Source organism: Sphingopyxis sp. J-6 (assembly GCF_046603995.1).
Lineage (GTDB): Bacteria > Pseudomonadota > Alphaproteobacteria > Sphingomonadales > Sphingomonadaceae > Sphingopyxis.
This window is the reverse complement of record NZ_CP145810.1, coordinates 1,434,445-1,453,422: the sequence shown is the minus strand read 5'-3', so window position 1 is coordinate 1,453,422 and position 18,978 is coordinate 1,434,445. Positions and strand designations below refer to the sequence as shown.

The following is an 18,978-nucleotide window of genomic DNA, read 5'->3' as shown; positions in this document are numbered from 1 at the left end:
CCCTTTTGCCACACAGGCCCTGACATCGCGCTGACATGCAATTCAGGCCAAAAGCGCTCGCCTCCATCGTCATCCCGGCGAAGGCCGGGATGACGAAAGGGAAGAAGGGTGTCGGCAAAACCGCCCATTGATGAAACATATTTTCTGTTATACGATGTGTCGATATATTTATTCCAATAGGAGAGCGAAGTGAAGCGGATATTCCTCCTGTCGACCGCGCTGCTGGCCGCCTGCGCGGCGCCTGCCCCCGGCACCGGCGCCGCATCCTCCGCCGCCGCGCCGGGACCGCTCAAGCTCGAAAAGGTCGTGATGCTGATGCGCCACGGCATCCGCCCGCCGACCAAGGCGGCGGTCGTCCCCCCCGGCTATTCGGACGAGCGCTGGCCCGACTGGCCGGTCGACTATGGCCTGCTCACCCCGCGCGGCGGCGCCGGGGCCAGACTGCTCGGCGAAAGCGACCGCCTCTGGTTCGGCGACCGCGGCCTGTTTCCCGGCGGCTGCCCCGCCGCCGGCACCATCGTGCTCAAGGCGAGCTACAAGCAGCGGACGATCGACACGGCGCGGAACTGGGCCGCGGGCTTCATGCCCGGCTGCGCCGCCGAGGTGGCGCATCCGGCTGGCTCTGACGACGATGCGATCTTTCACGGCCTCGACGGCGCGCCGGCGTCGTTCGACGGCAAGCGCGCCTATGACGCCTCGCTCGCCGAAGCGCCCGAGGGCGGGCTCGCCGCCGACACCGAACGCCATCGCGGCGAACTCACCCTGCTCGCAAAGATCCTGAACTGCGCCGTCCCCGCCTGCCCGCTCGTCGCCGAACCAAGCCGGCTGATCGCGCAGCCGCACGACCGCCCCGATCTCGAAGGGCCGCTCGACGTCGGCTCGACCGCCAGCCAGACGCTGCTCCTCGAATATCTCGAAGGCATGCCGATGGAGCAGGTCGGCTGGGGCCGCGTCAGCCGCGCCGAGATCGAACAGTTGCTGCACTTCCATCCGCTGAAGTTCCGCTATGCCAACCGCCCCGGCTATATCGCCGCCGCGGCCGCCGCACCCATCGTCGGCGAAATCGTCGCGGCGCTTGGCGATACCAGCCCCGCGCGGCTGACCCTGCTCGCCGGCCACGACACCAATGTCGCCGACCTCGGCGGCTTTTTCGACCTCCACTGGCGGGTGCCGAGCTATCCCGCCGACGAAGTGCCGCCGGGCAGCGCGCTCGGCTTCGAGCTGGTGAGCAATGCGAAGGGCGAACGCTATGTCCGCGCCTTCTATCGCGGCCAGACGATGGACCAGCTCCGAAATCTCGAACCGCTCGGCCGCGGCGACACCCTCTTCCGCCGCTACCTCCCGATCCCCGGCTGCGGCAATTCGGCCGAAGCGACCGCCTGCACCTGGACCGCCTTCACCCGCCTCGCCGCACCGCGAGGATAAGGACAGGCGGGGTGATCACGCTCACCCAATCCTCCCTGCGGCGCAGCCGTGGGGAGGGGGACCGCCGCCGCAGGCGGTGGTGGAGGGGCCGCGACGCTGGCGCCATTTGCCCCTCCGTCAGCGCTCTGCGCTGCCACCTCCCCATCGCTACGCGACAGGGAGGATATCCATCACCCCGGACTTGATCCGGGGCCCAGCCTCCGGCGCCGCGTAGTTGACCCCGGATCAAGTCCGGGGTGACGACTGTCTGAGATCGACCGATTGCGGACGCTCAACCTTAGAATCTAGCGCTTTTCGAACAGTTTATGTCTGTCGGCACCTTCATGCTTAGAAGCATTTTTTTTACTGCCGCATAATCGAATTCGATGAAGTCGGCGTCGCCCATTATTTTAGCGGCCGCTGGCCCCTCAAGTCTTGCCCCGCCGCAACAGTAGCAAACTGAGAGTTCAGCAAACGCGACGCCCTCTTCGTCGTAGAAACGAAAAAAATGATGCGGAATGAAGCATCCCGGCAGGCTGCTAAGATCTTCTTCGGTGGCGCGCTTTTTATGAATTGATTGCCCAAGAATAGCCCGTTGACCGTCGGTCAACGAAATGCCTTTCACATTATCGATCAATTTTTGCGTGCTGACCGGTTCCTTAAAGGGCACACCTTCGATGAAAAGGCGCACGGTGGAGGCTTGCCGGACCATAAAGTCGAGTGACTGAGGCCTATTAGCCTGTGAAGCTGTTTGTCGCGACGGCTGCGACTGATTGGGAACGCCGGATTGCTCGATTGCCGATACATGATCCGATTTAGTGTCGCTTGCTTTTGATGCGGATTTGTCAGCCAGAAACAACCATGCGCCGAGCAACGAGAGAGCGATCAGCACCACCCCCGCCAAATACAATTGGGCTGATCTTTTCATAACTCATCGCTCTTCACCGCCGAAAAGGCTTGAGTAAGCGACAAAGTTTAATGTCCGCTTCCCACGCCACTCACCGAAACCCCTACCCCAACACCCACGACCGCCGCGGATAACCCTGCGCCCAAAGCAGCGCCGTCAGATCATGATGCCGGATCGCCGCCGCCGCCGCTTCGCCCGCCGCCGGGTGCGGGTGATAGCCGATGCCCAGCCCCGCCGCGGTGATCATCGGGATGTCGTTGGCGCCGTCGCCGACCGCCAGCGTGTCGGCGAGCGGCAGGCCGTGCTTCGCCGCCTCGGCCTTCAGCGTCTCCAGCTTCGCGGCGCTGTCGACGATCGGCTCCAGCACCTTGCCGGTCAGCCGGCCGTTCGCGATCTCCAGCTCGTTCGCGACGATCTTGTCGAAACCGATCGCCTCGCCGACCGGGCCGGCAAAGGGCATGAAGCCGCCCGAAATCAGGATCGAATATGCGCCGTGCGCCTTCATCGTCTGGATCAAGGTCCGCGCGCCGCGGGTCAGCCGCACGCGCTCCATCCGGCAATCGACCAAAGTCGATTCTGCCATCCCGCCGAGCAGCCCGACGCGTTCGGCCAGCGCGGCGGCAAAATCGATCTCGCCGCGCATCGCGCGTTCGGTGATCGCCGCGATCTGCGGCTTCAGCCCCGCATAGTCGGCCAGTTCGTCGATGCATTCGACTGTGATCATCGTCGAATCCATATCGGCGATGATCAGCTTCTTGGTGCGGTCGCCGAGCGGCTGGACGACGACGTCGAGCGCACCATGATCCATTTTCGCCAGTTCGGCGCGCGCGCTGACCAGACTACCCTGAAAGACGATATCGGCGGCGTCGCCCTCGTCGAGCCAGTGCGGTGCCCCAACATCATGTTCCGTCGCGTCGAGCCGGTCGATTGCCTCGCGGACCACCTCGCCCGTCAGCTTCCCGGCTGCTATCAGCGTTGCGACGAACATGGCATCTCCTTCATTCTTTCGCGGCGACCTGCCGCCTGTCGCGCTTATCGCCGGACCCACCGCCAGCGGCAAGAGCGCATTGGCGGTGATGCTGGCAAAAGCCTGCCCCGGCGCGGTCGTCGTCAACGCCGACGCCAGCCAGGTCTATGCCGACCTCGTCATCCTCTCGGCGCGACCGACCACCGAAGAGATGGCGGACGTGCCCCACCATCTCTTCGGCCATGTCGACGCGGCCGAGGCGCATAACGCCGCGCGCTGGGCCGACGAGGCCCGCCACATCATCTCTCACGCGCATGCCGCGGGGAAGGTTCCGATCCTCGTCGGCGGCACCGGCCTGTACCTGCGCACCCTGCTCGACGGCATCGCGCCGGTGCCCGAAATCGACCCGGCGGTGCGCGACGCGGTGCGCGCGCTGGAGGTCGCCGACGCCCATGCCGCGCTCGCAAGCGCCGACCCTGCCGCCGCGGCGCGGCTGGGCGCCGCCGACCGCACCCGCGTCGCACGCGCGCTCGAGGTCATCCGCTCGACCGGCCGGACGCTCGCCGACTGGCAACAGGCGCGCGAGGGCGGCATCGCGGGCGCCATCGCCCTCACCCCCTTCATCCTGCTGCCGCCGCGCGACTGGCTGCGCGCCCGCTGCGACACGCGCCTCGTCGACATGTTCGCGCGCGGCGCGGTTGAGGAGGTCGAAGCGCTGCTGGCGCGCCATCTCGACCCCGACCTGCCCGCGATGCGCGCGATCGGGGTGCCGCAGATCGCACGCCATCTGGCGGGCGAAATCACCCGCGCCGAGGCGATCGACCTGACGCAGGCGGCGACCCGCCAATATGCCAAGCGCCAATATACGTGGTTCCGCCACCAGCCTCCGGCGGGCTGGCCACGCCATGAAGAGATATTATCGGTCGATAACATAAATGAAATAGCAATAATATTACGTGAAAAGCTGTTGACAGGATAGAATCATACACCTATTGCCCGCAACCTTGTTGCAGCGCACAAGCGCTGCGTTTTTGTGTTGGAAGGAGTTTCGTCGTGACGGAAATGAGTGGTGCCGACATGGTGGTTCAGGCGCTGGTCGACCTCGGGGTCGACACGGTGTTCGGCTATCCGGGCGGCGCGGTCCTTCCGATTTACGACGCGCTCTACAAGCATCCGACGATCAAGCATGTCCTCGTCCGCCACGAACAGGCGGCGACCCATGCGGCGGAGGGCTATGCGCGCTCGACCGGCAAGCCCGGCGTCGTGCTCGTCACCTCGGGGCCCGGCGCGACCAACGCGGTCACCGGCATCACCGACGCGCTGCTCGACTCGATCCCGATGGTCGTGCTGACCGGGCAGGTGTCGACCGCGCTGATCGGCACCGACGCGTTCCAGGAATGCGACACGGTCGGCATCACACGCCATTGCACCAAGCATAATTATCTCGTGATGGACCCCGAACGCCTCGGCCCGATCCTCCACGAGGCGTTCCACATCGCGACCCACGGCCGCCCCGGCCCGGTGGTGATCGACATCCCGAAGAATGTGCAGGTCGCGACCGGCGAATATGTCGTGCCCGAAAATATCCTGCACAACAGCTATCGCCCGCAGGTCGAGCCCGACGGCGATGCGATCGCCCGCGCTGTCGCGATGATCGCCGCCGCCGAACGCCCGGTCTTCTACACCGGCGGCGGCGTGATCAACGCCGGTCCGGCCGCCAGCGCCGCGCTGCGCCAGCTCGTCGCGCTCACCGGCGCGCCGGTTACCTCGACGCTGATGGGGCTCGGCGCCTTTCCGTCGGACGACGAGAAATGGCTCGGCATGCTCGGCATGCACGGGACGTACGAGGCCAATATGGCGATGAACCGCGCCGACCTGATCATCGCGGTCGGCGCGCGCTTCGACGACCGCGTCACCGGCCGCCTCGACGCTTTCTCGCCGGACTCGAAGAAGATCCACATCGACATCGACAGGAGCTCGATCAACAAGATCGTGCCCGTCGACCTCGCGATCGTCGGCGATGCCGGCCGCGCCCTCGCGGCGATCGTCGCCGATTGGCAGGCGGCAGGTCACAAGGCGCGCGACCTTGGCGAATGGTGGCGCCGCGTCGACGGCTGGCGCGCGACGCGCTGCCTCGACTTTCCCGAAAAGAAGGAAGCCGACGCCGAAATCATGCCGCAGCGTGCGGTCAAGGCGCTGTTCGACGCGACGCGCGGCCGCGACCCGATCGTCACCACCGAGGTCGGCCAGCACCAGATGTGGGCGGCGCAGCATTTCGGCTTTGCCGAACCGAACCGCTGGCTGACCAGCGGCGGGCTCGGTACGATGGGTTACGGCTTCCCCGCCGCGGTCGGCGCGCAGATCGCCAATCCCGACCGCCTCGTCATTTGCATCGCTGGCGAAGCCTCGCTCCAGATGAACATCCAGGAAATGGGCACCGTCGCGCAGTACCGCCTGCCGGTGAAGATCTTCATCCTCAACAATGAATGGATGGGGATGGTCCGCCAGTGGCAGGAACTGACCTATGAAAGCCGTTATTCGAACAGCTATTCGGACAGCCTGCCCGATTTCGTGAAGCTCGCCGACGCCTATGGCTGGACGGGCCTGCGCATCGATACGCTCGGCGAACTCGAGGCGGGCATCCGGACGATGCTCGACACGCCGGGGCCGGTGATCGTCGACTGCCGCGTCGCCAAGCTCGCCAACTGCTTCCCGATGATCCCGTCGGGCGCCGCGCACACCGAAATGCTCCTCCAGCCGAGCGACGTTACCGGCACGATGGACGACGAAGCCAAGGCACTGGTGTAACATCATGAAAATCAAGACCGAAGCCGGCGAGCGCCACGTGCTCGCCATCACCGTCGACAACGAGGCCGGGGTGCTCGCCAAGATCACCGGCCTGTTCACCGCGCGCGGCTATAATATCGAAAGCCTGACCGTGGCCGACATCAGTTCGGACCATGCCTTGAGCCGCATCACCATCGTCACCAACGGCCCGCCGCCGATCATCGACCAGATCATCGCGCAGCTCGACCGCCTCGTGCCGGTGCACAAGGTCACCGACCTCACCGACAATGGCGCGCACGTCGAACGCGAGATCGCGCTGGTCAAGGTCGCGGGCACCGGCGACAAAAGGATCGAGGCGCTGCGCCTCGCCGACGTCTTCCGCGCCAAGGTCGTCGACACGACGATCAGCAGCTTCATCTTCGAAATCACCGGCAACAGCGAAAAGGTCGACCGCTTCGTCGCCCTGATGCGCGAATGCGGACTGGTCGAAGTCGGCCGCACCGGCGTCGTCGCCATCGCCCGCGGCGCGGAGGCGCTTTAGGATTTTACCGTACCCCGGCGAATGCCGGGGCCACCCTCCCACATCAATTCACCCCCGCGCGGGGCCATCGGACTAGAAGGGGTTTCCAATGCAGGTTTATTACGATCGCGACGCCGACCAGGATCTGATCAAGGGCAAGAAGGTCGCCATCCTCGGCTATGGCAGCCAGGGCCATGCGCACGCCCAGAACCTCCGCGACAGCGGCGTGAAGGAGGTCGCGATCGCGCTCCGCCCCGGTTCGGCGACCGCGAAAAAGGCCGAAGGCGCCGGCTTCCAGGTGCTGTCGAACAAGGACGCCGCCGAATGGGCCGACGTCATCATGGTGGCGGCTCCCGACGAACATCAGGCGAAAATCTATGCCGACGACCTCGGCCCGAACATGAAGCCCGGCGCCGCGCTTGCCTTCGCGCACGGCCTCAACATCCACTTCGGCCTGATCGAGGCGCGCCCCGACATCGACGTCTTCATGGTCGCCCCCAAGGGCCCCGGCCACACGGTGCGCAGCGAATATCAGAAGGGCGGCGGCGTCCCCTGCCTGATCGCGGTCGCACAGGAAGCCAGCGGCAACAGCGGCAACGGCCACGCCAAGGCGCTTGCCCTTTCCTATGCCTCGGCCGTCGGCGGCGGCCGCAGCGGCATCATCGAAACGACCTTCAAGGAAGAGTGCGAAACCGACCTGTTCGGCGAACAGGCCGTGCTCTGCGGCGGCGTCACCCACCTCATCCAGGCGGGTTTCGAAACGCTGGTCGAGGCGGGCTATGCCCCCGAAATGGCCTATTTCGAATGCCTCCACGAAACCAAGCTGATCGTCGACCTGCTCTATGAAGGCGGCATCGCCAACATGCGCTACTCGATCTCGAACACCGCCGAGTACGGCGACATCAAGACCGGCCCGCGCATCATCACCGACGAGACCAAGGCAGAGATGAAGCGCGTCCTCGCCGACATCACCTCGGGCCGCTTCGTCAAGGACTTCGTGCTCGACAATCAGGCCGGCCAGCCCGAGCTGAAGGCGAGCCGCAAGGCCGCCGCCGCGCACCCGATCGAAAAGACCGGCGCCGAACTGCGCGCGATGATGCCGTGGATCGCCAAGAACAAGCTGGTCGACAAGAACGTCAACTGACGCGTTCGGGTCGCTTTCGCAATCGCGGGTAAAGGATTAGGGAGGGGCCATGGCCGCCGACCTTTCCTTTGCCTGCGCTTGCGGGACGGTTTCCGGAACGCTGCTCGGCGCCGGGCCCGATCAGGGCGACCATGTCATATGCCATTGCACCGACTGCCAGGATCTGACGCACTATCTCGGCCACGCCGGGCGCGTGCTCGACGAGCATGGCGGCACCTCGCTGTACCAGTCGCGGTGCGCGCGGATGCGGATCGACACCGGCCGCGACCGGCTCGCCTGCGTCCATATGACCGACAAACCGACGCTGCGCTGGTATGCATCCTGCTGCGGCATGCCGCTGTTCAACAGCTACGCCAACGGCCGCATTCCCTATATCACGACGCAGGTCGCAGCCTGCGACCCGAGCGAGCGCGCCGCGCTGCTCGGCCCGCCGCTCGGCCACCTCTTCACACAGGACGGCATCGGCGACACGAGCGCGCTGCCGAAGATGAGCATAGGCCGGTTGATGCGCCGCTTCTTCCCGCGCATGGTCCGCGACATGATTTCCGGCGCCCGCCGGCGCTGCGCCCTGTTCGACGCCGCCACGCTCGCGCCGATTGCGCCGCCGCGCCGCCTGACCGCTGCAGAGCGACAGGCCGGGCGCCGCGGATGACGAAAGAGAACACCGGATGACCACCACGCCCTTCACCGCGCATCACGCCGACCTCGCCGGGCTCGCCGCCGACAATCGCCGCCGCATCCTCGCGCCGCGCGCCGGGGTCGATTTCGCCTCGAACGATTATCTCGGCCTCGCGAACTCCGCCGTCCTCCGCGACGCGCTCGCCGCCGGGATCGCGCAGGGCCTCCCCGCCGGATCGGGCGGTTCGCGCCTGCTCCGCGGCAATCATGCCGAACATGAAGCGCTCGAAGTGCACGCCGCGCGCCATTACGGCCACGAAGCGGCGCTGTTCTTCCCGACCGGCTTCGCCGCCAACGCCGCCTTTTTCGCGACGCTGCCGCAGCGCAGCGACCTGATCGTCCATGACGAGCTGATCCACGCCAGCGCCCACGACGGGATGAAGCTCGGCCGTGCGGCGCACGTCGCCGCCGCGCACAACGATCCGCAGGCCTTCGACGATGCGATCGCCGCATGGCGCGCCGCGGGCGGCACCGGGACGCCGTGGATCGCGGTCGAAAGCCTCTATTCGATGGACGGTGATCGCGCCCCGCTGACCGAGCTCGCCGCCGTTGCCGACCGCCACGATGCCGTCCTCGTCGTCGACGAAGCGCATGCGACAGGGGTCTACGGCCCCGCCGGACAGGGCCTCGCGCACGCCCTTATACGCCGCGACAATCTCGTCACCCTCCACACCTGCGGCAAAGCGCTCGGCGTCGAAGGCGCGCTGCTCTGCGCCCCTAACATCGTCCGCGACTTCATCGTCAACCGCGGCCGCCCCTTCATCTTCTCGACCGCGCCGTCGCCGCTGATGGCGTGGCTCGTCCGCCAGGCGCTCGAAATCGTCGCGACCGAGCCCGAACGGCAGGCGCGCCTGCTATCGCTCGTCCGCCATGCCGAAACGCGCCTCGCCGCGCTCGGCCTGCCGCCCAGCGGCAGCCAGGTGCTGCCCGTCGTCATCGGCGACAATGCGCGCACGATGCGCATCGCCGGCGCGCTCCAGCAGGCGGGCTTCGACGTCCGCGGCATCCGCCCGCCCACCGTGCCGCAGGGCACCGCGCGGTTGCGCATCGCGATCACCCTCAATGTCGGCGAGGCAGAGATCGACGCGATGCTGGACACGCTAGCGGCGGCAATGGCGACAGCATGACCCGCCGTTTCGTCGTCACCGGCACCGACACCGGCATCGGCAAGACCGTCTTTTCCGCCGCGCTCGCCGGGGCGCTGGCGCTGCCATACTGGAAACCGATCCAGTCGGGCCTCGAGGAAGAGACCGACAGCGAAGCTGTCGCCCGCCTCGCGGGCGTGCGCGTCCATCCCGAGGCGTATCGCCTCGTCACCCCCGCCTCGCCGCACCTTGCCGCCGAAATCGACGGCGTCACCATCGACTCCGACCGGCTGATCCCGCCCGACGGCGACCTGCTCGTCGAAGGCGCCGGCGGCGCGCTCGTCCCGGTCACCCGGTCGATCCTTTACGCCGACCTGTTCGCGCGCTGGCAAATCCCCGTGATCGTCTGCGCGCGCACCAGCCTCGGCACGATCAACCACAGCCTGATGACAATCGAGGCGCTGAAAGCGCGCGGCGTACCGATCCACGGCGTCGCTTTCCTCCGCGATGCGGTCGAGGACAGCGAAGCGATTATTGCCGACATCGGCGGCGTGCGGCGGCTCGGGCGTTTGCCGGTGGTCGATCCGCTCACGCCCGAAAGTCTCGCCGCCGCTTTTACTGCCAACTTCGACCCGGCAGATTTCGCCTGATCCCGCGTGATCCCCGGCGCAAGCCGGGGCCCATGGAAGTGTTGCATTGGACCCCGGCTTTCGCCGGGGAGCACGGACCGAAAAACATGACGAAGACTCATCAATCCCCCGTCTGGCACCCCTTCACCCAGCACGGCCTCGGCGACCCGATCCCGCTGATCGACCGCGCCGCGGGCGCCTGTCTCTACGACGCCGCCGGCGATCGCTGGATCGACGCGATATCGAGCTGGTGGGTCACCACCCACGGCCACGCCAACCCGCGCATCATGGCCGCGATCCGCGCCCAGACCGAAAAGCTCGACCAGCTCATCTTCGCCGGCTGGACGCACGAGCCCGCCGAAACGCTCGCCGCCGAACTGATCCGCATCACCCCCGCCCCGCTCACCCGCGCCTTCTTCTCGGACTCAGGCTCGACCAGCGTCGAGGTCGCGCTCAAGATGGCGCTCGGCTACTGGTATAATATCGGCGAGCCGCGCCACCGCATCCTCGTCCTCGAACACAGCTATCACGGGGACACCATCGGCACGATGTCGGTCGGCGAACGCGGCGTCTACAACCGCGCCTGGCAGCCGCTGCTGTTCGACGTCGGCACCATCCCCTTTCCGCACGAGCGGCAGGTACAGGCGACCCTCGACGCCCTCGAAGCGGCTTGCTCACAGAAACCGGCCGCCTTCATCGTCGAACCGCTCATCCTCGGCGCCGGCGGCATGCTGATCTACCCCGCATGGGTGCTGGCCGAGATGCGCGCCATCTGCGCGCGCCACAATGTCCTGTTCATCGCCGACGAGGTGATGACCGGCTGGGGGCGCACCGGCACCCGCTTCGCCTGCGATCAGGCGGGGGTCATCCCCGATATCGCCTGCCTGTCGAAGGGACTGACCGGAGGCGCCATCCCGCTCGCGGTCACCCTCTGCACCGATCCGATTTTCGACGCCCATTATTCGACCGACCGCGCCCGGACCTTCTATCATTCGTCCAGCTATACCGCGAACCCGATCGCCTGTGCCGCCGCCAACGCCAATCTCGAAATCTGGCGCGACGAGCCGGTGCAGCAACGCATCGACGCGCTCGCCGACGCGCAGGCCGCGCATCTCGCGCTGCTCGCCGCCGATCCGCGCGCACAGAACCCCCGCCGCCTCGGCACCATCGCTGCGGTCGACATCGTGGTCCCCGACAACGGCTATCTCTCGACGTTCGCGCCGCGCCTGATCGCCTTCGCCCGCGACCACGGCGTCCTCCTCCGTCCGCTCGGCAACAGCGTCTATGTGATGCCGCCCTATTGCATCGCCCCCGACGAGCTGGCGCAGGTGTGGGACACGATCAGGGCCTCACTCGACGCGCTGTAATTCGCCGAGCCACTCCGTTCAAAACCGGGGGAGCGACAGCATCGCGACGGGCGGAAAACTTCCGCCCGCTATCGTCAAATAATAGCGTCGCGACGAGCCTTGCTCCCTCGCGATGACATCGACCTCTTCATTATGAAACCACACCCAGAAACGGTGTGTCCCGGCGGTGATCCAGTCGACGATCTGATCCGCGAGGAACAGGCTCTCGCCAACCTTGACCGCAGCAATGTGGTGCGTCCGGCCGTTACCGGCGGCTTCGCGAACGGCGATAATCTCATAATCGGCCATATGCAGAAGTCCGATGCTCTTGTCCGGGACGGCTAATAGCGAACCGGCACGATGCGGATCCGGTCGATGGCACCGGGGGAAGCGCGCGATCGGGCGATCGCCGCGGCGCGAAGTTCGTCGAGCGCGATCGGTTCGTAACCGTTTTCGTCGGGCTGCATCGGGAGATCGGTTTCGACGACAAGGATGACCTTTCGCGCAAGGCCGTCGATCTCCCACTCGAACCAGCATCGCACAATATGGCCCGCACCTTCGCCATCATCCTCCATGGGTCGCGCCGGGAAAAACGGATCGCGCATGGATTTCCCGTTCGATGTTCGCATAGCCCGCCTCGCTTTGCGTCGCGACGGCGAGGGGACGCCCACCCAGAGCGGCGTCTTCCGTGTTGAGAAAGTCGAGCGCCGGATCGCGCCCGCCGAGCAGCCGGAAAGCCAGCGCGCTGATCGCGCCCTGCCGCCGCGCCCCTTCCGGCGCAAGCGGCGTGACCCAGCGATTTCGCCGAAACGGGCTTTTGCGAGCGCTCGCCGGGGTGGCGCCGGGCTTGTCCTGATCAGATGTCATTGGCCTGATTCCCTTCCGTTCCGCCACCGGAATGCTGGCGCCGGAGCGCAGCGCGCGCCTCATCGATGGTCGAATATCGAAATGGTCCAACCCGGAACTGTTCGGCATAGGTGTGGACGATGCCCGCTTCCGGTTGCGACCGGAATGGCTGGAGATGCACCACGTCGTCGCGGGGCAGATCGGGCGAGACGACGGGCAATTTGGCGGCGAGCATGGCCAGCTTGTCTTCATCGAGGCCAAGCGCGCGGTAAATATCGCGTCCGATAATCCAGATGTCCTCCTGCACCTCGGCAAGGCGGCCGACAACGTCGTTGAGGCCGAAGGATGTCCTTTCCTCCTCGGACATCGCAAGCGCCTCGTTGACGAGCAGTTCGGCGATCAGCGTATCGCCAACGAAAACCGGGTAATCTGTCGCGGGTTCGGAAACCGGCGGATCGGCCTTTGGACCACCGTCGGGCTGCTCGGCTACCGCAGCAAAACCGTCCTCGAGCCCGCGGCGTTCGCGATATTCGTTGATCCGCTTTGCATAATAGCGCGGCAGGTCGAAACTCGGCAGCAGATGACCGTCGCGCCTGGCCTGGCTTACCGCCATCAGCGCCATCTGGTGATGATAGAGAAGTTGATTGAGATCCATGTCTGCTCCCGTTTGCGGGAGCACGAATGTCTCTCAGCCACAGGCATGCAAAAAGAAGCCCGCGATAAATGAGATATGGGACCGGCCTCCCTGCTTTTCAAGGGCGACGGCTCGATACGCCGCCTCACAGCTTTGCCGAATATGCCGGAACGTCCGCGACATCCCGATGCGTGCCGGTTCATAGGGGATTGCCGCCCCAGCCTTTGCCGACAATCCGGCGCGCCACTCTCTTGGTTTCGCTCAGAGGACGGTGCGCGGGAATGACGACGACGATGCAAATGTCTGCCCGCTACTCGCGGTTATGGCGTCCTCCTCCGTCCGCTCGGCAACAGCGTCTATGTGATGCCGCCCTATTGCATCGCACCCGACGAGCTGGCGCAGGTGTGGGATACGATCGGGGCCTCACTCGACAAGGTCATCGACAGCATCGCGTGACAATCTGCAATAATATCCGACGATCAATGACTTGTGATGGCGAACAAACATGGTAGCCTTGTCATACGTCATGGGGCGATGACTTGGCATTTCTCCGATGGCGCAGAAATGGGGGAAAATTCATGGAATGGATGCTTATGCCGTTCAAGCGCTACGCCGATTTCAACGGCCGGTCGCAGCGCATGGAATATTGGATGTTCACGCTCTTCGTCACGATCATCGCTTTCGCGCTCGTGATCGTCGCGGGCATATTGGGCGGATTCAGCGACAGCGGGGAAACCGGGTTGAGCATGATCGTCATCATCCCGCTCATACTTCTCGTGCTCGCAACGATCATTCCATCGATCGCGGTGACCGTGCGCCGGTTCCACGATCAGGATAAATCGGGCTGGTTCTACCTGCTCGGCTTCATTCCCTATGTTGGCGGGATCATCGTCTTCATCTTCATGTGCATCGACGGCACGCCTGGACCGAACCGGTTCGGTCCCGATCCGAAGGGCGGCCATAGCGACATCTTCGGCTGACACCCTGCTCGCCCCTCTCGGACAAGAGAGGGGCGCAGCTTCCTCGGTCGGCGCATCCTGCGGCCGGGGACTTTGGTTTTCGACGCTCGCCAATCACTCGTGGGGGTAAGCCGTTGAGGTCGCCCGTCTTGTTCTACCCGATTTGCATCCTAAGTTCGGCTTAGGTTCATCTGGCCGGGCTAGCGTGGCCCTCAGGGGACGGTGCGAGGGAATGACGAACGACGATGAAAATGCCTGCCCGCCTCCTCTTCCCGCTACTCGCGGCTACGGCATTCGCCGCCCCGGCGCACGCCGACCCCAGCCTTGCGCAATCAGCAGAGCCGCCCGACAAATTCTCCTTCCTCATCACCTATGGCGCCGACCAGTGCCCCGAATCGTCGGGCGACGAGATCGTCGTCTGCGCGCAGGAACCCGAGACCGAACGCTACCGCGTCCCCAAGCCGCTGCGCGAGGAACTCAAGGAAGACGACGCGCCGATGGGCGGCAGTTGGGCCTCGGCGGTCGAGGGCTATGACAGCATCGCGCGCACGACGCGCCCGAACAGTTGCTCGGCGGTGGGCAGCTATGGCTTCACCGGCTGCACCGCCGCGGCGATCCGCCAGTGGTTCGAGGAACGGCGCCTCTATGCGCAGCAGCAGGGCAAGGATTGACGCCGCGCCGTCCGCCAGCCTAGCCTGACACCTCCCCCAGTCAGGAGTTCGTCATGCGCCTTGTCCTCCCCCTCGTCGCTCTCGCTGCCGCCGTCGCGGTTCCCGTCATCGCGCAGAATGCGCCGCAGGTTCCCGGCCAGCCCGACAAGACACGCGTCGCGGCGGGCACGTACGCGGCCGATTCCGCGCACACGATGGTCGTCTGGGAAGTCGATCATCTGGGCTTCAGCAAATATACCGGCATCTTCGGCGACGTGACCGGTACGCTCGTCCTCGATCCCGCCAATCCCGCTGCCGCGAAGGTCGATGTGACGATCCCGGTCGCCAAGGTCACGACCGCCAACGCCGGCCTCACGGCCCATCTGCTGCGCGCCGGCAAGGACGGCGGCAAGCCCGATTTCTTCGGCGCCGCGCCCGCCGACGCCAAATTCGTCTCGACCAGCGTCGCCCTCGACGACGACGGCGACGAGGCAAAGGTCACCGGCAACCTCACCCTCAACGGCGTGACCAGGCCCGTGACGCTCGACGTCGATTTCCACGGCGCCGGCACCGGCATGAACAAGAAGGAAACCGTCGGTTTCCAGGCCGAAACGAAGATCAAACGCAGCGATTTCGGCATCGCCTACGGCATCCCGATGGTCAGCGACGAAGTCGAACTCGAAATCCACGCGGCGTTCGAGAAGCAGTAAGACTCCAATCCTCCCTGTCGCGCAGCGATGGGGAGGGGCATTCATCCCCTATCCAGCAACCCCCGCCTAACCTCCCCGCCATCATCGGGAGGAACCATCATGCGCCGCACCCTGCTTCTCGCTCTCGCGCTCGCCGCCACCCCCGCGCTGGCGCAAGCCAATCCCCAGATAGACTACCCCGCCTTCCAGCAGCTCACCGCCAGCGTCGCCCCCGAGCGCGCGGCGCGCCTGCTCCCCTTCGACCGCTTCAAGGCCGAGGCCGCAAAGCCCGATGTTCTCCTCCTCGACGCGCGCTCGAAGGATGCCTTCGCCGCCGGGCACATCGCGGGCGCGGTCAACCTGCCGCTCACCGATTTCACCGCCGACAGCCTCGCCGCAGTGATCGGCGCCAACCCCGACCGGCCGATCCTCATCTATTGCAACAATAATTTCGCCAACAACCGCGCCCCGGTGCCGATGAAGTCGCGCGCCCTCGCGCTCAATATCCAGACCTTCATCAACCTCGTCGGCTATGGCTATCCCAATGTCTGGGAGCTCGGCGACGTCATCGATTTCGACGATCCGGCGGTCGGCTGGGTGAAGGTAGCGGGCTAGCCGCACCCCAATCTGTCACACGACTCCGCTACCTGTCGGGCGACCCCAGCCGACAGGAGTGAAGGCGATGAGCGAACTGGTACGCGAAATTGTCGAAGTGAACGCCGCGATCAGCGGCGACGAGGAAAATCCCGTGCTGACCGTCGAGGTCGAGGGGCTCGCCCCGACCGCGGGCTGGACCGCCGTCCGGCTCGACGCGCATGTCTATATCACCCCGCCCGAGGACGGTTTTCAGGACTTCGATCTCGTCGGCGACCGCCCGTCGGATGCGGCGGCCGACGCGCTGACCGAGGTCGAGGCCGCATGGGAAGGCCCGCTCGCCGACTGGTGCATCGGCGTCCGCGTCCACGCCGTCGACAATATGTTCGAGGAAGAAGTCTACGAGCCCTGGGACGAAGAGGACGACGTCGCCGAGGACGAGGCCGCCTGACCCAACCGCATAACCCCTGACTTCGCCGGGCCGCGACCCCGTTTCGCGGTCCGGCGACATTTTTGGTCTTCCCCCTTGCCAAGCGCGACATTTTGAACCAATAGCGTCGCCATGCGCTCCAACGCCCTTCTTCTTCTGCGACTTACACGCCCTTGGGCGTGACACTGGCTGCGCGCTAGTCGCGGCCACCCGCTCAAGGGTTCCGATCGACAAGCACCGCAACCGACAGCAGAAGAAGACCACACCCATGCCCATGCTCCGCGACCCCTCGGTCAAGTATAACGCCTTCCCGCAGGTTCCCCTGGCGAACCGCGAATGGCCCGGCCGCGTCACCACGAGTGCGCCGATCTGGCTCTCCACCGACATGCGCGACGGCAACCAGTCGCTGATCGACCCGATGGATGCCGAGAAAAAGGCGCGCTTCTTCGACCTGCTCGTCCGCTGCGGGTTCAAGGAGATCGAGGTCGGCTTCCCCAGCGCCGGCGCGACCGAATTCGACTTCATCTCGGGGCTCGTGAAGAACGGCCGCATCCCCGACGACGTCACCCCGCAGGTGCTGACCCAGTCGCGCGCCGACCTGATCCGCACCAGCTTCGACAGCCTCGAAGGCGCGAAAACCGCGATCGTCCACGTCTATAACGCGGTCAGCCCGGCGTGGCGCAAGATCGTCTTCGGCATGGACATGCCGGCGATCAAGCAGATCGCGATCGAGGGCGCAAAGCAGCTCCGCGACAATGCCGCGCGCCTGCCCGGCACCGACTGGCGTTTCGAATACAGCCCCGAAACCTTCTCGACTGCCGAGCTCGATTTCAGCATCGCCTGCTGCGAAGCGGTGATGGACATCCTCCAGCCGACGACCGACAAGCCGATCATCCTCAACCTCCCCGCGACGGTCGAGGCCTCGACGGCGAACATCTACGCCGACCAGATCGAATATTTCTGCAAGAATTTGCCGAACCGCGACCGCGCGATCATCAGTCTGCACACCCACAACGACCGCGGCACCGGCGTCGCGGCGGCCGAGCTCGGCCTGCTCGCGGGCGCCGACCGCGTCGAGGGCTGCCTGTTCGGCAATGGCGAGCGGACCGGCAACACCTGCCTCGTCACCATCGCGCTCAACATGTACACGCAGGGAGTCGACCCCGAACTCGACTTCTCGAACATCGATGAGGTCATCCAGACGGTCGAATATTGCAACCAGCTCCCCGTCCACCCGCGCCACCCCTATGGCGGCGAGCTCGTCTACACTGCCTTTTCGGGCAGCCATCAGGACGCGATCAAGAAGGGCTTCGCCGCGCGCGAACGCCAGAATGACGAGCGCTGGGAAGTCCCCTATCTGCCCATCGACCCCGCCGACCTCGGCCGCAGCTATGAAGCGGTGATCCGCGTCAACAGCCAGTCGGGCAAGGGCGGCGTCGCATGGGTGCTCGAACAGGACAAGGGCCTGAAACTGCCCAAGAAGATGCAGGCGAGCTTCAGCCATGTCGTACAAGCATTGGCCGACCAGACGAGCCGCGAACTCGGCGCCGAGGATATCTGGCACGCCTTCGAGGGCGCGTATCTGGCGACCGAAGCCAAACGCTTCCAGCTCGTCGACTGGTCCGAAACCCACTCGGGCGCCGACCGCATCTTCGCCGGCAAGCTCACCATCGACGGCACCCCGCGCAGCGTCAGCGGCCGCGGCAACGGCCTGATGTCGAGCGTCATCGCGGCGCTCAGCGAAAGCGGCGGCCCGGTGATGGACATCGTCGATTATAGCGAGCACGCGATCGGCCAGGGCAGCAATGTGCAGGCCGCGGCCTATGTCGAGTGCCGCACGGCGGACGGGAAAAGCCTGTTCGGCTGCGGGCTGGACACCGACGTCGCGACGGCGAGTGTTAGGGCGATATTGTCAGCCGCCAACGGCGCGTAGAAGTCAGCCCCTCCACCACTTCGTAGTCCCCCTCCCCATCGCTACACGACAGGGAGGATCGCGCAGGGCTGCGCACGAACATGCCGCTTCCCCAACCCCCAGCATTTCTGGGGCTTGCGGGCGCTGGACGGCGCTGACGTCGGGCTTATACCGGCGCCATGCTGACTCACCGCCTCGCCACCCCCGCCGACCTCGACGCGCTACGTGCGGTGATGGCGCGCGCCATCGCCGAGTTGCAGCAGGGCTTTCTGGACCCAGCGCAGATTGCCGCCAGCCGCGCGGTGATGGGGCTCGATACCCAGCTCATCGCCGACGGCACCTATTTCGTCATCGAGGAAGCGGGGCCCGACGGGGTGAAGATCGCGGGCTGCGGCGGCTGGTCGCATCGCGCGACGCTCTATGGCGGCGACCACAGCAAGGATTTGCGCGACCCGGCGCCGCTCGACCCCGCGGTCGACGCGGCGCGCATCCGGGCGATGTACACCCACCCCGACTTCACCCGCCGCGGGGTCGGGCGGATGATCATGACACTGTGCGAGGACGCCGCGCGCGCCGCGGGCTTTCGCCGCGCCGAGATGATGGCGACGCTGTCAGGCGAACCGCTCTACCGCGCTTGCGGCTACACCCCGATCGAGCATGTCGACACCCCGGGCGCCGACGGCGTCGCGGTGCCGATGATCCGCATGGGGAAGGATATCGCGGGCAGCTAAACCCGGCCCGCCGCAGCGCGCCCACGCCTGACCGGATCGCCGTATCGCCCGCTGCCGCTTTGGCGT

22 protein-coding genes are annotated in these 18,978 nt (G+C 65.8%); 16 read left to right on the top strand and 6 right to left on the bottom strand.

Annotated features, from left to right (window positions below; translation table 11 throughout):
- The first annotated feature begins 189 nt into the window (after window positions 1-189).
- Window positions 190-1,425, top strand: coding sequence for a histidine-type phosphatase (locus tag V6U71_RS07045; RefSeq protein WP_411341576.1), 1,236 nt, complete (start codon window positions 190-192; stop codon window positions 1,423-1,425).
- 277 nt (window positions 1,426-1,702) lie between these two features.
- Here the strand turns inward: V6U71_RS07045 and V6U71_RS07040 are convergent, their stop codons facing one another.
- Window positions 1,703-2,332 carry a hypothetical protein gene (locus V6U71_RS07040; protein WP_411341575.1) on the bottom strand — a complete coding sequence of 210 codons (630 nt, stop codon included), beginning with the start codon at window positions 2,330-2,332 and terminating at the stop codon, window positions 1,703-1,705.
- Window positions 2,333-2,414: 82 nt separating this feature from the next.
- Window positions 2,415-3,299, bottom strand: coding sequence for a phosphoserine phosphatase SerB (serB, locus tag V6U71_RS07035; protein ID WP_411341574.1), 885 nt, complete (start codon window positions 3,297-3,299; stop codon window positions 2,415-2,417).
- Between serB and miaA the strand changes: the two genes are divergently transcribed.
- From miaA to V6U71_RS06995, 8 genes are all read left to right on the top strand, one after another.
- On the top strand, window positions 3,298-4,257 hold the full coding sequence (miaA, locus tag V6U71_RS07030) for a tRNA (adenosine(37)-N6)-dimethylallyltransferase MiaA (protein ID WP_411341573.1): 960 nt from the start codon (window positions 3,298-3,300) through the stop codon (window positions 4,255-4,257). The two genes, serB and miaA, sit on opposite strands and share 2 nt — an antisense overlap.
- Before the next feature lie 74 nt (window positions 4,258-4,331).
- Window positions 4,332-6,086 (top strand): biosynthetic-type acetolactate synthase large subunit, encoded by a 1,755-nt coding sequence (gene ilvB, locus V6U71_RS07025; protein WP_411341572.1) that lies wholly within the window; start codon window positions 4,332-4,334, stop codon window positions 6,084-6,086.
- Between the two features lie 4 nt (window positions 6,087-6,090).
- Window positions 6,091-6,606: an acetolactate synthase small subunit gene (gene ilvN / locus V6U71_RS07020; protein ID WP_054588253.1), complete on the top strand. Its 516-nt coding sequence runs from the start codon at window positions 6,091-6,093 to the stop codon at window positions 6,604-6,606.
- A gap of 88 nt (window positions 6,607-6,694) precedes the next feature.
- A complete protein-coding gene (ilvC, locus tag V6U71_RS07015) occupies window positions 6,695-7,729 on the top strand; it encodes a ketol-acid reductoisomerase (protein WP_411341571.1) in 1,035 nt (344 codons plus the stop codon).
- 49 nt (window positions 7,730-7,778) lie between these two features.
- On the top strand, window positions 7,779-8,381 hold the full coding sequence (locus tag V6U71_RS07010; RefSeq protein WP_411341570.1) for a DUF6151 family protein: 603 nt from the start codon (window positions 7,779-7,781) through the stop codon (window positions 8,379-8,381).
- A 16-nt stretch (window positions 8,382-8,397) separates the two neighbouring features.
- Window positions 8,398-9,534, top strand: coding sequence for an 8-amino-7-oxononanoate synthase (locus V6U71_RS07005; RefSeq protein WP_411341569.1), 1,137 nt, complete (start codon window positions 8,398-8,400; stop codon window positions 9,532-9,534).
- The gene (gene bioD / locus V6U71_RS07000) at window positions 9,531-10,142 is read left to right on the top strand and encodes a dethiobiotin synthase (RefSeq protein ID WP_411341568.1); all 612 of its coding nucleotides are present in this window, start codon (window positions 9,531-9,533) and stop codon (window positions 10,140-10,142) included. The genes V6U71_RS07005 and bioD overlap by 4 nt, the downstream gene beginning before the upstream one ends.
- Before the next feature lie 86 nt (window positions 10,143-10,228).
- Complete coding sequence (locus V6U71_RS06995; RefSeq protein ID WP_411341567.1) at window positions 10,229-11,488, top strand: adenosylmethionine--8-amino-7-oxononanoate transaminase; 1,260 nt, start codon at window positions 10,229-10,231, stop codon at window positions 11,486-11,488.
- 18 nt (window positions 11,489-11,506) lie between these two features.
- Here the strand turns inward: V6U71_RS06995 and V6U71_RS06990 are convergent, their stop codons facing one another.
- From V6U71_RS06990 to V6U71_RS06975, 4 genes are read right to left on the bottom strand one after another with little or no spacing between them, the layout of a single operon-like run.
- A complete protein-coding gene (locus V6U71_RS06990) occupies window positions 11,507-11,776 on the bottom strand; it encodes a hypothetical protein (protein ID WP_411341566.1) in 270 nt (89 codons plus the stop codon).
- A gap of 32 nt (window positions 11,777-11,808) precedes the next feature.
- Complete coding sequence (locus tag V6U71_RS06985) at window positions 11,809-12,042, bottom strand: hypothetical protein (protein WP_411341565.1); 234 nt, start codon at window positions 12,040-12,042, stop codon at window positions 11,809-11,811.
- Entirely contained in the window at window positions 12,032-12,334 is a 303-nt protein-coding gene (locus V6U71_RS06980; protein ID WP_411341564.1) for a hypothetical protein, read from the bottom strand. The genes V6U71_RS06985 and V6U71_RS06980 overlap by 11 nt, the downstream gene beginning before the upstream one ends.
- Window positions 12,324-12,935, bottom strand: a complete 612-nt coding sequence (locus tag V6U71_RS06975; protein ID WP_411341563.1) for a hypothetical protein — start codon at window positions 12,933-12,935, stop codon at window positions 12,324-12,326. Before V6U71_RS06975 ends, V6U71_RS06980 begins: the two co-directional genes overlap by 11 nt.
- Before the next feature lie 590 nt (window positions 12,936-13,525).
- On the opposite strand from V6U71_RS06975, the gene V6U71_RS06970 reads away from it, so the two are divergent.
- From V6U71_RS06970 to V6U71_RS06940, 7 genes are all read left to right on the top strand, one after another.
- Entirely contained in the window at window positions 13,526-13,927 is a 402-nt protein-coding gene (locus V6U71_RS06970; RefSeq protein WP_411341562.1) for a DUF805 domain-containing protein, read from the top strand.
- 230 nt (window positions 13,928-14,157) lie between these two features.
- Window positions 14,158-14,577, top strand: coding sequence for a hypothetical protein (locus V6U71_RS06965; RefSeq protein WP_411341561.1), 420 nt, complete (start codon window positions 14,158-14,160; stop codon window positions 14,575-14,577).
- Window positions 14,578-14,630: 53 nt separating this feature from the next.
- On the top strand, window positions 14,631-15,266 hold the full coding sequence (locus tag V6U71_RS06960) for a YceI family protein (RefSeq protein ID WP_411341560.1): 636 nt from the start codon (window positions 14,631-14,633) through the stop codon (window positions 15,264-15,266).
- A 99-nt stretch (window positions 15,267-15,365) separates the two neighbouring features.
- Window positions 15,366-15,860 carry a rhodanese-like domain-containing protein gene (locus tag V6U71_RS06955; protein WP_411341559.1) on the top strand — a complete coding sequence of 165 codons (495 nt, stop codon included), beginning with the start codon at window positions 15,366-15,368 and terminating at the stop codon, window positions 15,858-15,860.
- 67 nt (window positions 15,861-15,927) lie between these two features.
- Complete coding sequence (locus V6U71_RS06950) at window positions 15,928-16,290, top strand: hypothetical protein (RefSeq protein ID WP_411341558.1); 363 nt, start codon at window positions 15,928-15,930, stop codon at window positions 16,288-16,290.
- Between the two features lie 247 nt (window positions 16,291-16,537).
- Window positions 16,538-18,202 carry a 2-isopropylmalate synthase gene (gene leuA / locus V6U71_RS06945; protein ID WP_411341557.1) on the top strand — a complete coding sequence of 555 codons (1,665 nt, stop codon included), beginning with the start codon at window positions 16,538-16,540 and terminating at the stop codon, window positions 18,200-18,202.
- Between the two features lie 158 nt (window positions 18,203-18,360).
- Window positions 18,361-18,912: a GNAT family N-acetyltransferase gene (locus V6U71_RS06940; RefSeq protein WP_411341556.1), complete on the top strand. Its 552-nt coding sequence runs from the start codon at window positions 18,361-18,363 to the stop codon at window positions 18,910-18,912.
- Window positions 18,913-18,978 lie beyond the last annotated feature (66 nt).

Excerpts from the sequence above, each read along its gene's own strand:
- V6U71_RS06980 (WP_411341564.1), bottom strand. The coding sequence starts at position 12,334 with ATGACATCTGATCAGGACAAGCCCGGCGCCACCCCGGCGAGCGCTCGC.
- bioD (WP_411341568.1), top strand. The coding sequence starts at position 9,531 with ATGACCCGCCGTTTCGTCGTCACCGGCACCGACACCGGCATCGGCAAG.
- miaA (WP_411341573.1), top strand. The coding sequence starts at position 3,298 with ATGGCATCTCCTTCATTCTTTCGCGGCGACCTGCCGCCTGTCGCGCTT.
- ilvC (WP_411341571.1), top strand. The coding sequence starts at position 6,695 with ATGCAGGTTTATTACGATCGCGACGCCGACCAGGATCTGATCAAGGGC.
- ilvN (WP_054588253.1), top strand. The coding sequence starts at position 6,091 with ATGAAAATCAAGACCGAAGCCGGCGAGCGCCACGTGCTCGCCATCACC.
- V6U71_RS07040 (WP_411341575.1), bottom strand. The coding sequence starts at position 2,332 with ATGAAAAGATCAGCCCAATTGTATTTGGCGGGGGTGGTGCTGATCGCT.
- serB (WP_411341574.1), bottom strand. The coding sequence starts at position 3,299 with ATGTTCGTCGCAACGCTGATAGCAGCCGGGAAGCTGACGGGCGAGGTG.
- V6U71_RS07010 (WP_411341570.1), top strand. The coding sequence starts at position 7,779 with ATGGCCGCCGACCTTTCCTTTGCCTGCGCTTGCGGGACGGTTTCCGGA.
- V6U71_RS06990 (WP_411341566.1), bottom strand. The coding sequence starts at position 11,776 with ATGGCCGATTATGAGATTATCGCCGTTCGCGAAGCCGCCGGTAACGGC.
- V6U71_RS06995 (WP_411341567.1), top strand. The coding sequence starts at position 10,229 with ATGACGAAGACTCATCAATCCCCCGTCTGGCACCCCTTCACCCAGCAC.
- V6U71_RS06950 (WP_411341558.1), top strand. The coding sequence starts at position 15,928 with ATGAGCGAACTGGTACGCGAAATTGTCGAAGTGAACGCCGCGATCAGC.
- V6U71_RS07005 (WP_411341569.1), top strand. The coding sequence starts at position 8,398 with ATGACCACCACGCCCTTCACCGCGCATCACGCCGACCTCGCCGGGCTC.
- V6U71_RS06955 (WP_411341559.1), top strand. The coding sequence starts at position 15,366 with ATGCGCCGCACCCTGCTTCTCGCTCTCGCGCTCGCCGCCACCCCCGCG.
- V6U71_RS06940 (WP_411341556.1), top strand. The coding sequence starts at position 18,361 with ATGCTGACTCACCGCCTCGCCACCCCCGCCGACCTCGACGCGCTACGT.
- V6U71_RS06985 (WP_411341565.1), bottom strand. The coding sequence starts at position 12,042 with ATGGAGGATGATGGCGAAGGTGCGGGCCATATTGTGCGATGCTGGTTC.
- V6U71_RS06970 (WP_411341562.1), top strand. The coding sequence starts at position 13,526 with ATGGAATGGATGCTTATGCCGTTCAAGCGCTACGCCGATTTCAACGGC.
- V6U71_RS06960 (WP_411341560.1), top strand. The coding sequence starts at position 14,631 with ATGCGCCTTGTCCTCCCCCTCGTCGCTCTCGCTGCCGCCGTCGCGGTT.
- leuA (WP_411341557.1), top strand. The coding sequence starts at position 16,538 with ATGCCCATGCTCCGCGACCCCTCGGTCAAGTATAACGCCTTCCCGCAG.
- V6U71_RS06975 (WP_411341563.1), bottom strand. The coding sequence starts at position 12,935 with ATGGCGCTGATGGCGGTAAGCCAGGCCAGGCGCGACGGTCATCTGCTG.
- V6U71_RS06965 (WP_411341561.1), top strand. The coding sequence starts at position 14,158 with ATGCCTGCCCGCCTCCTCTTCCCGCTACTCGCGGCTACGGCATTCGCC.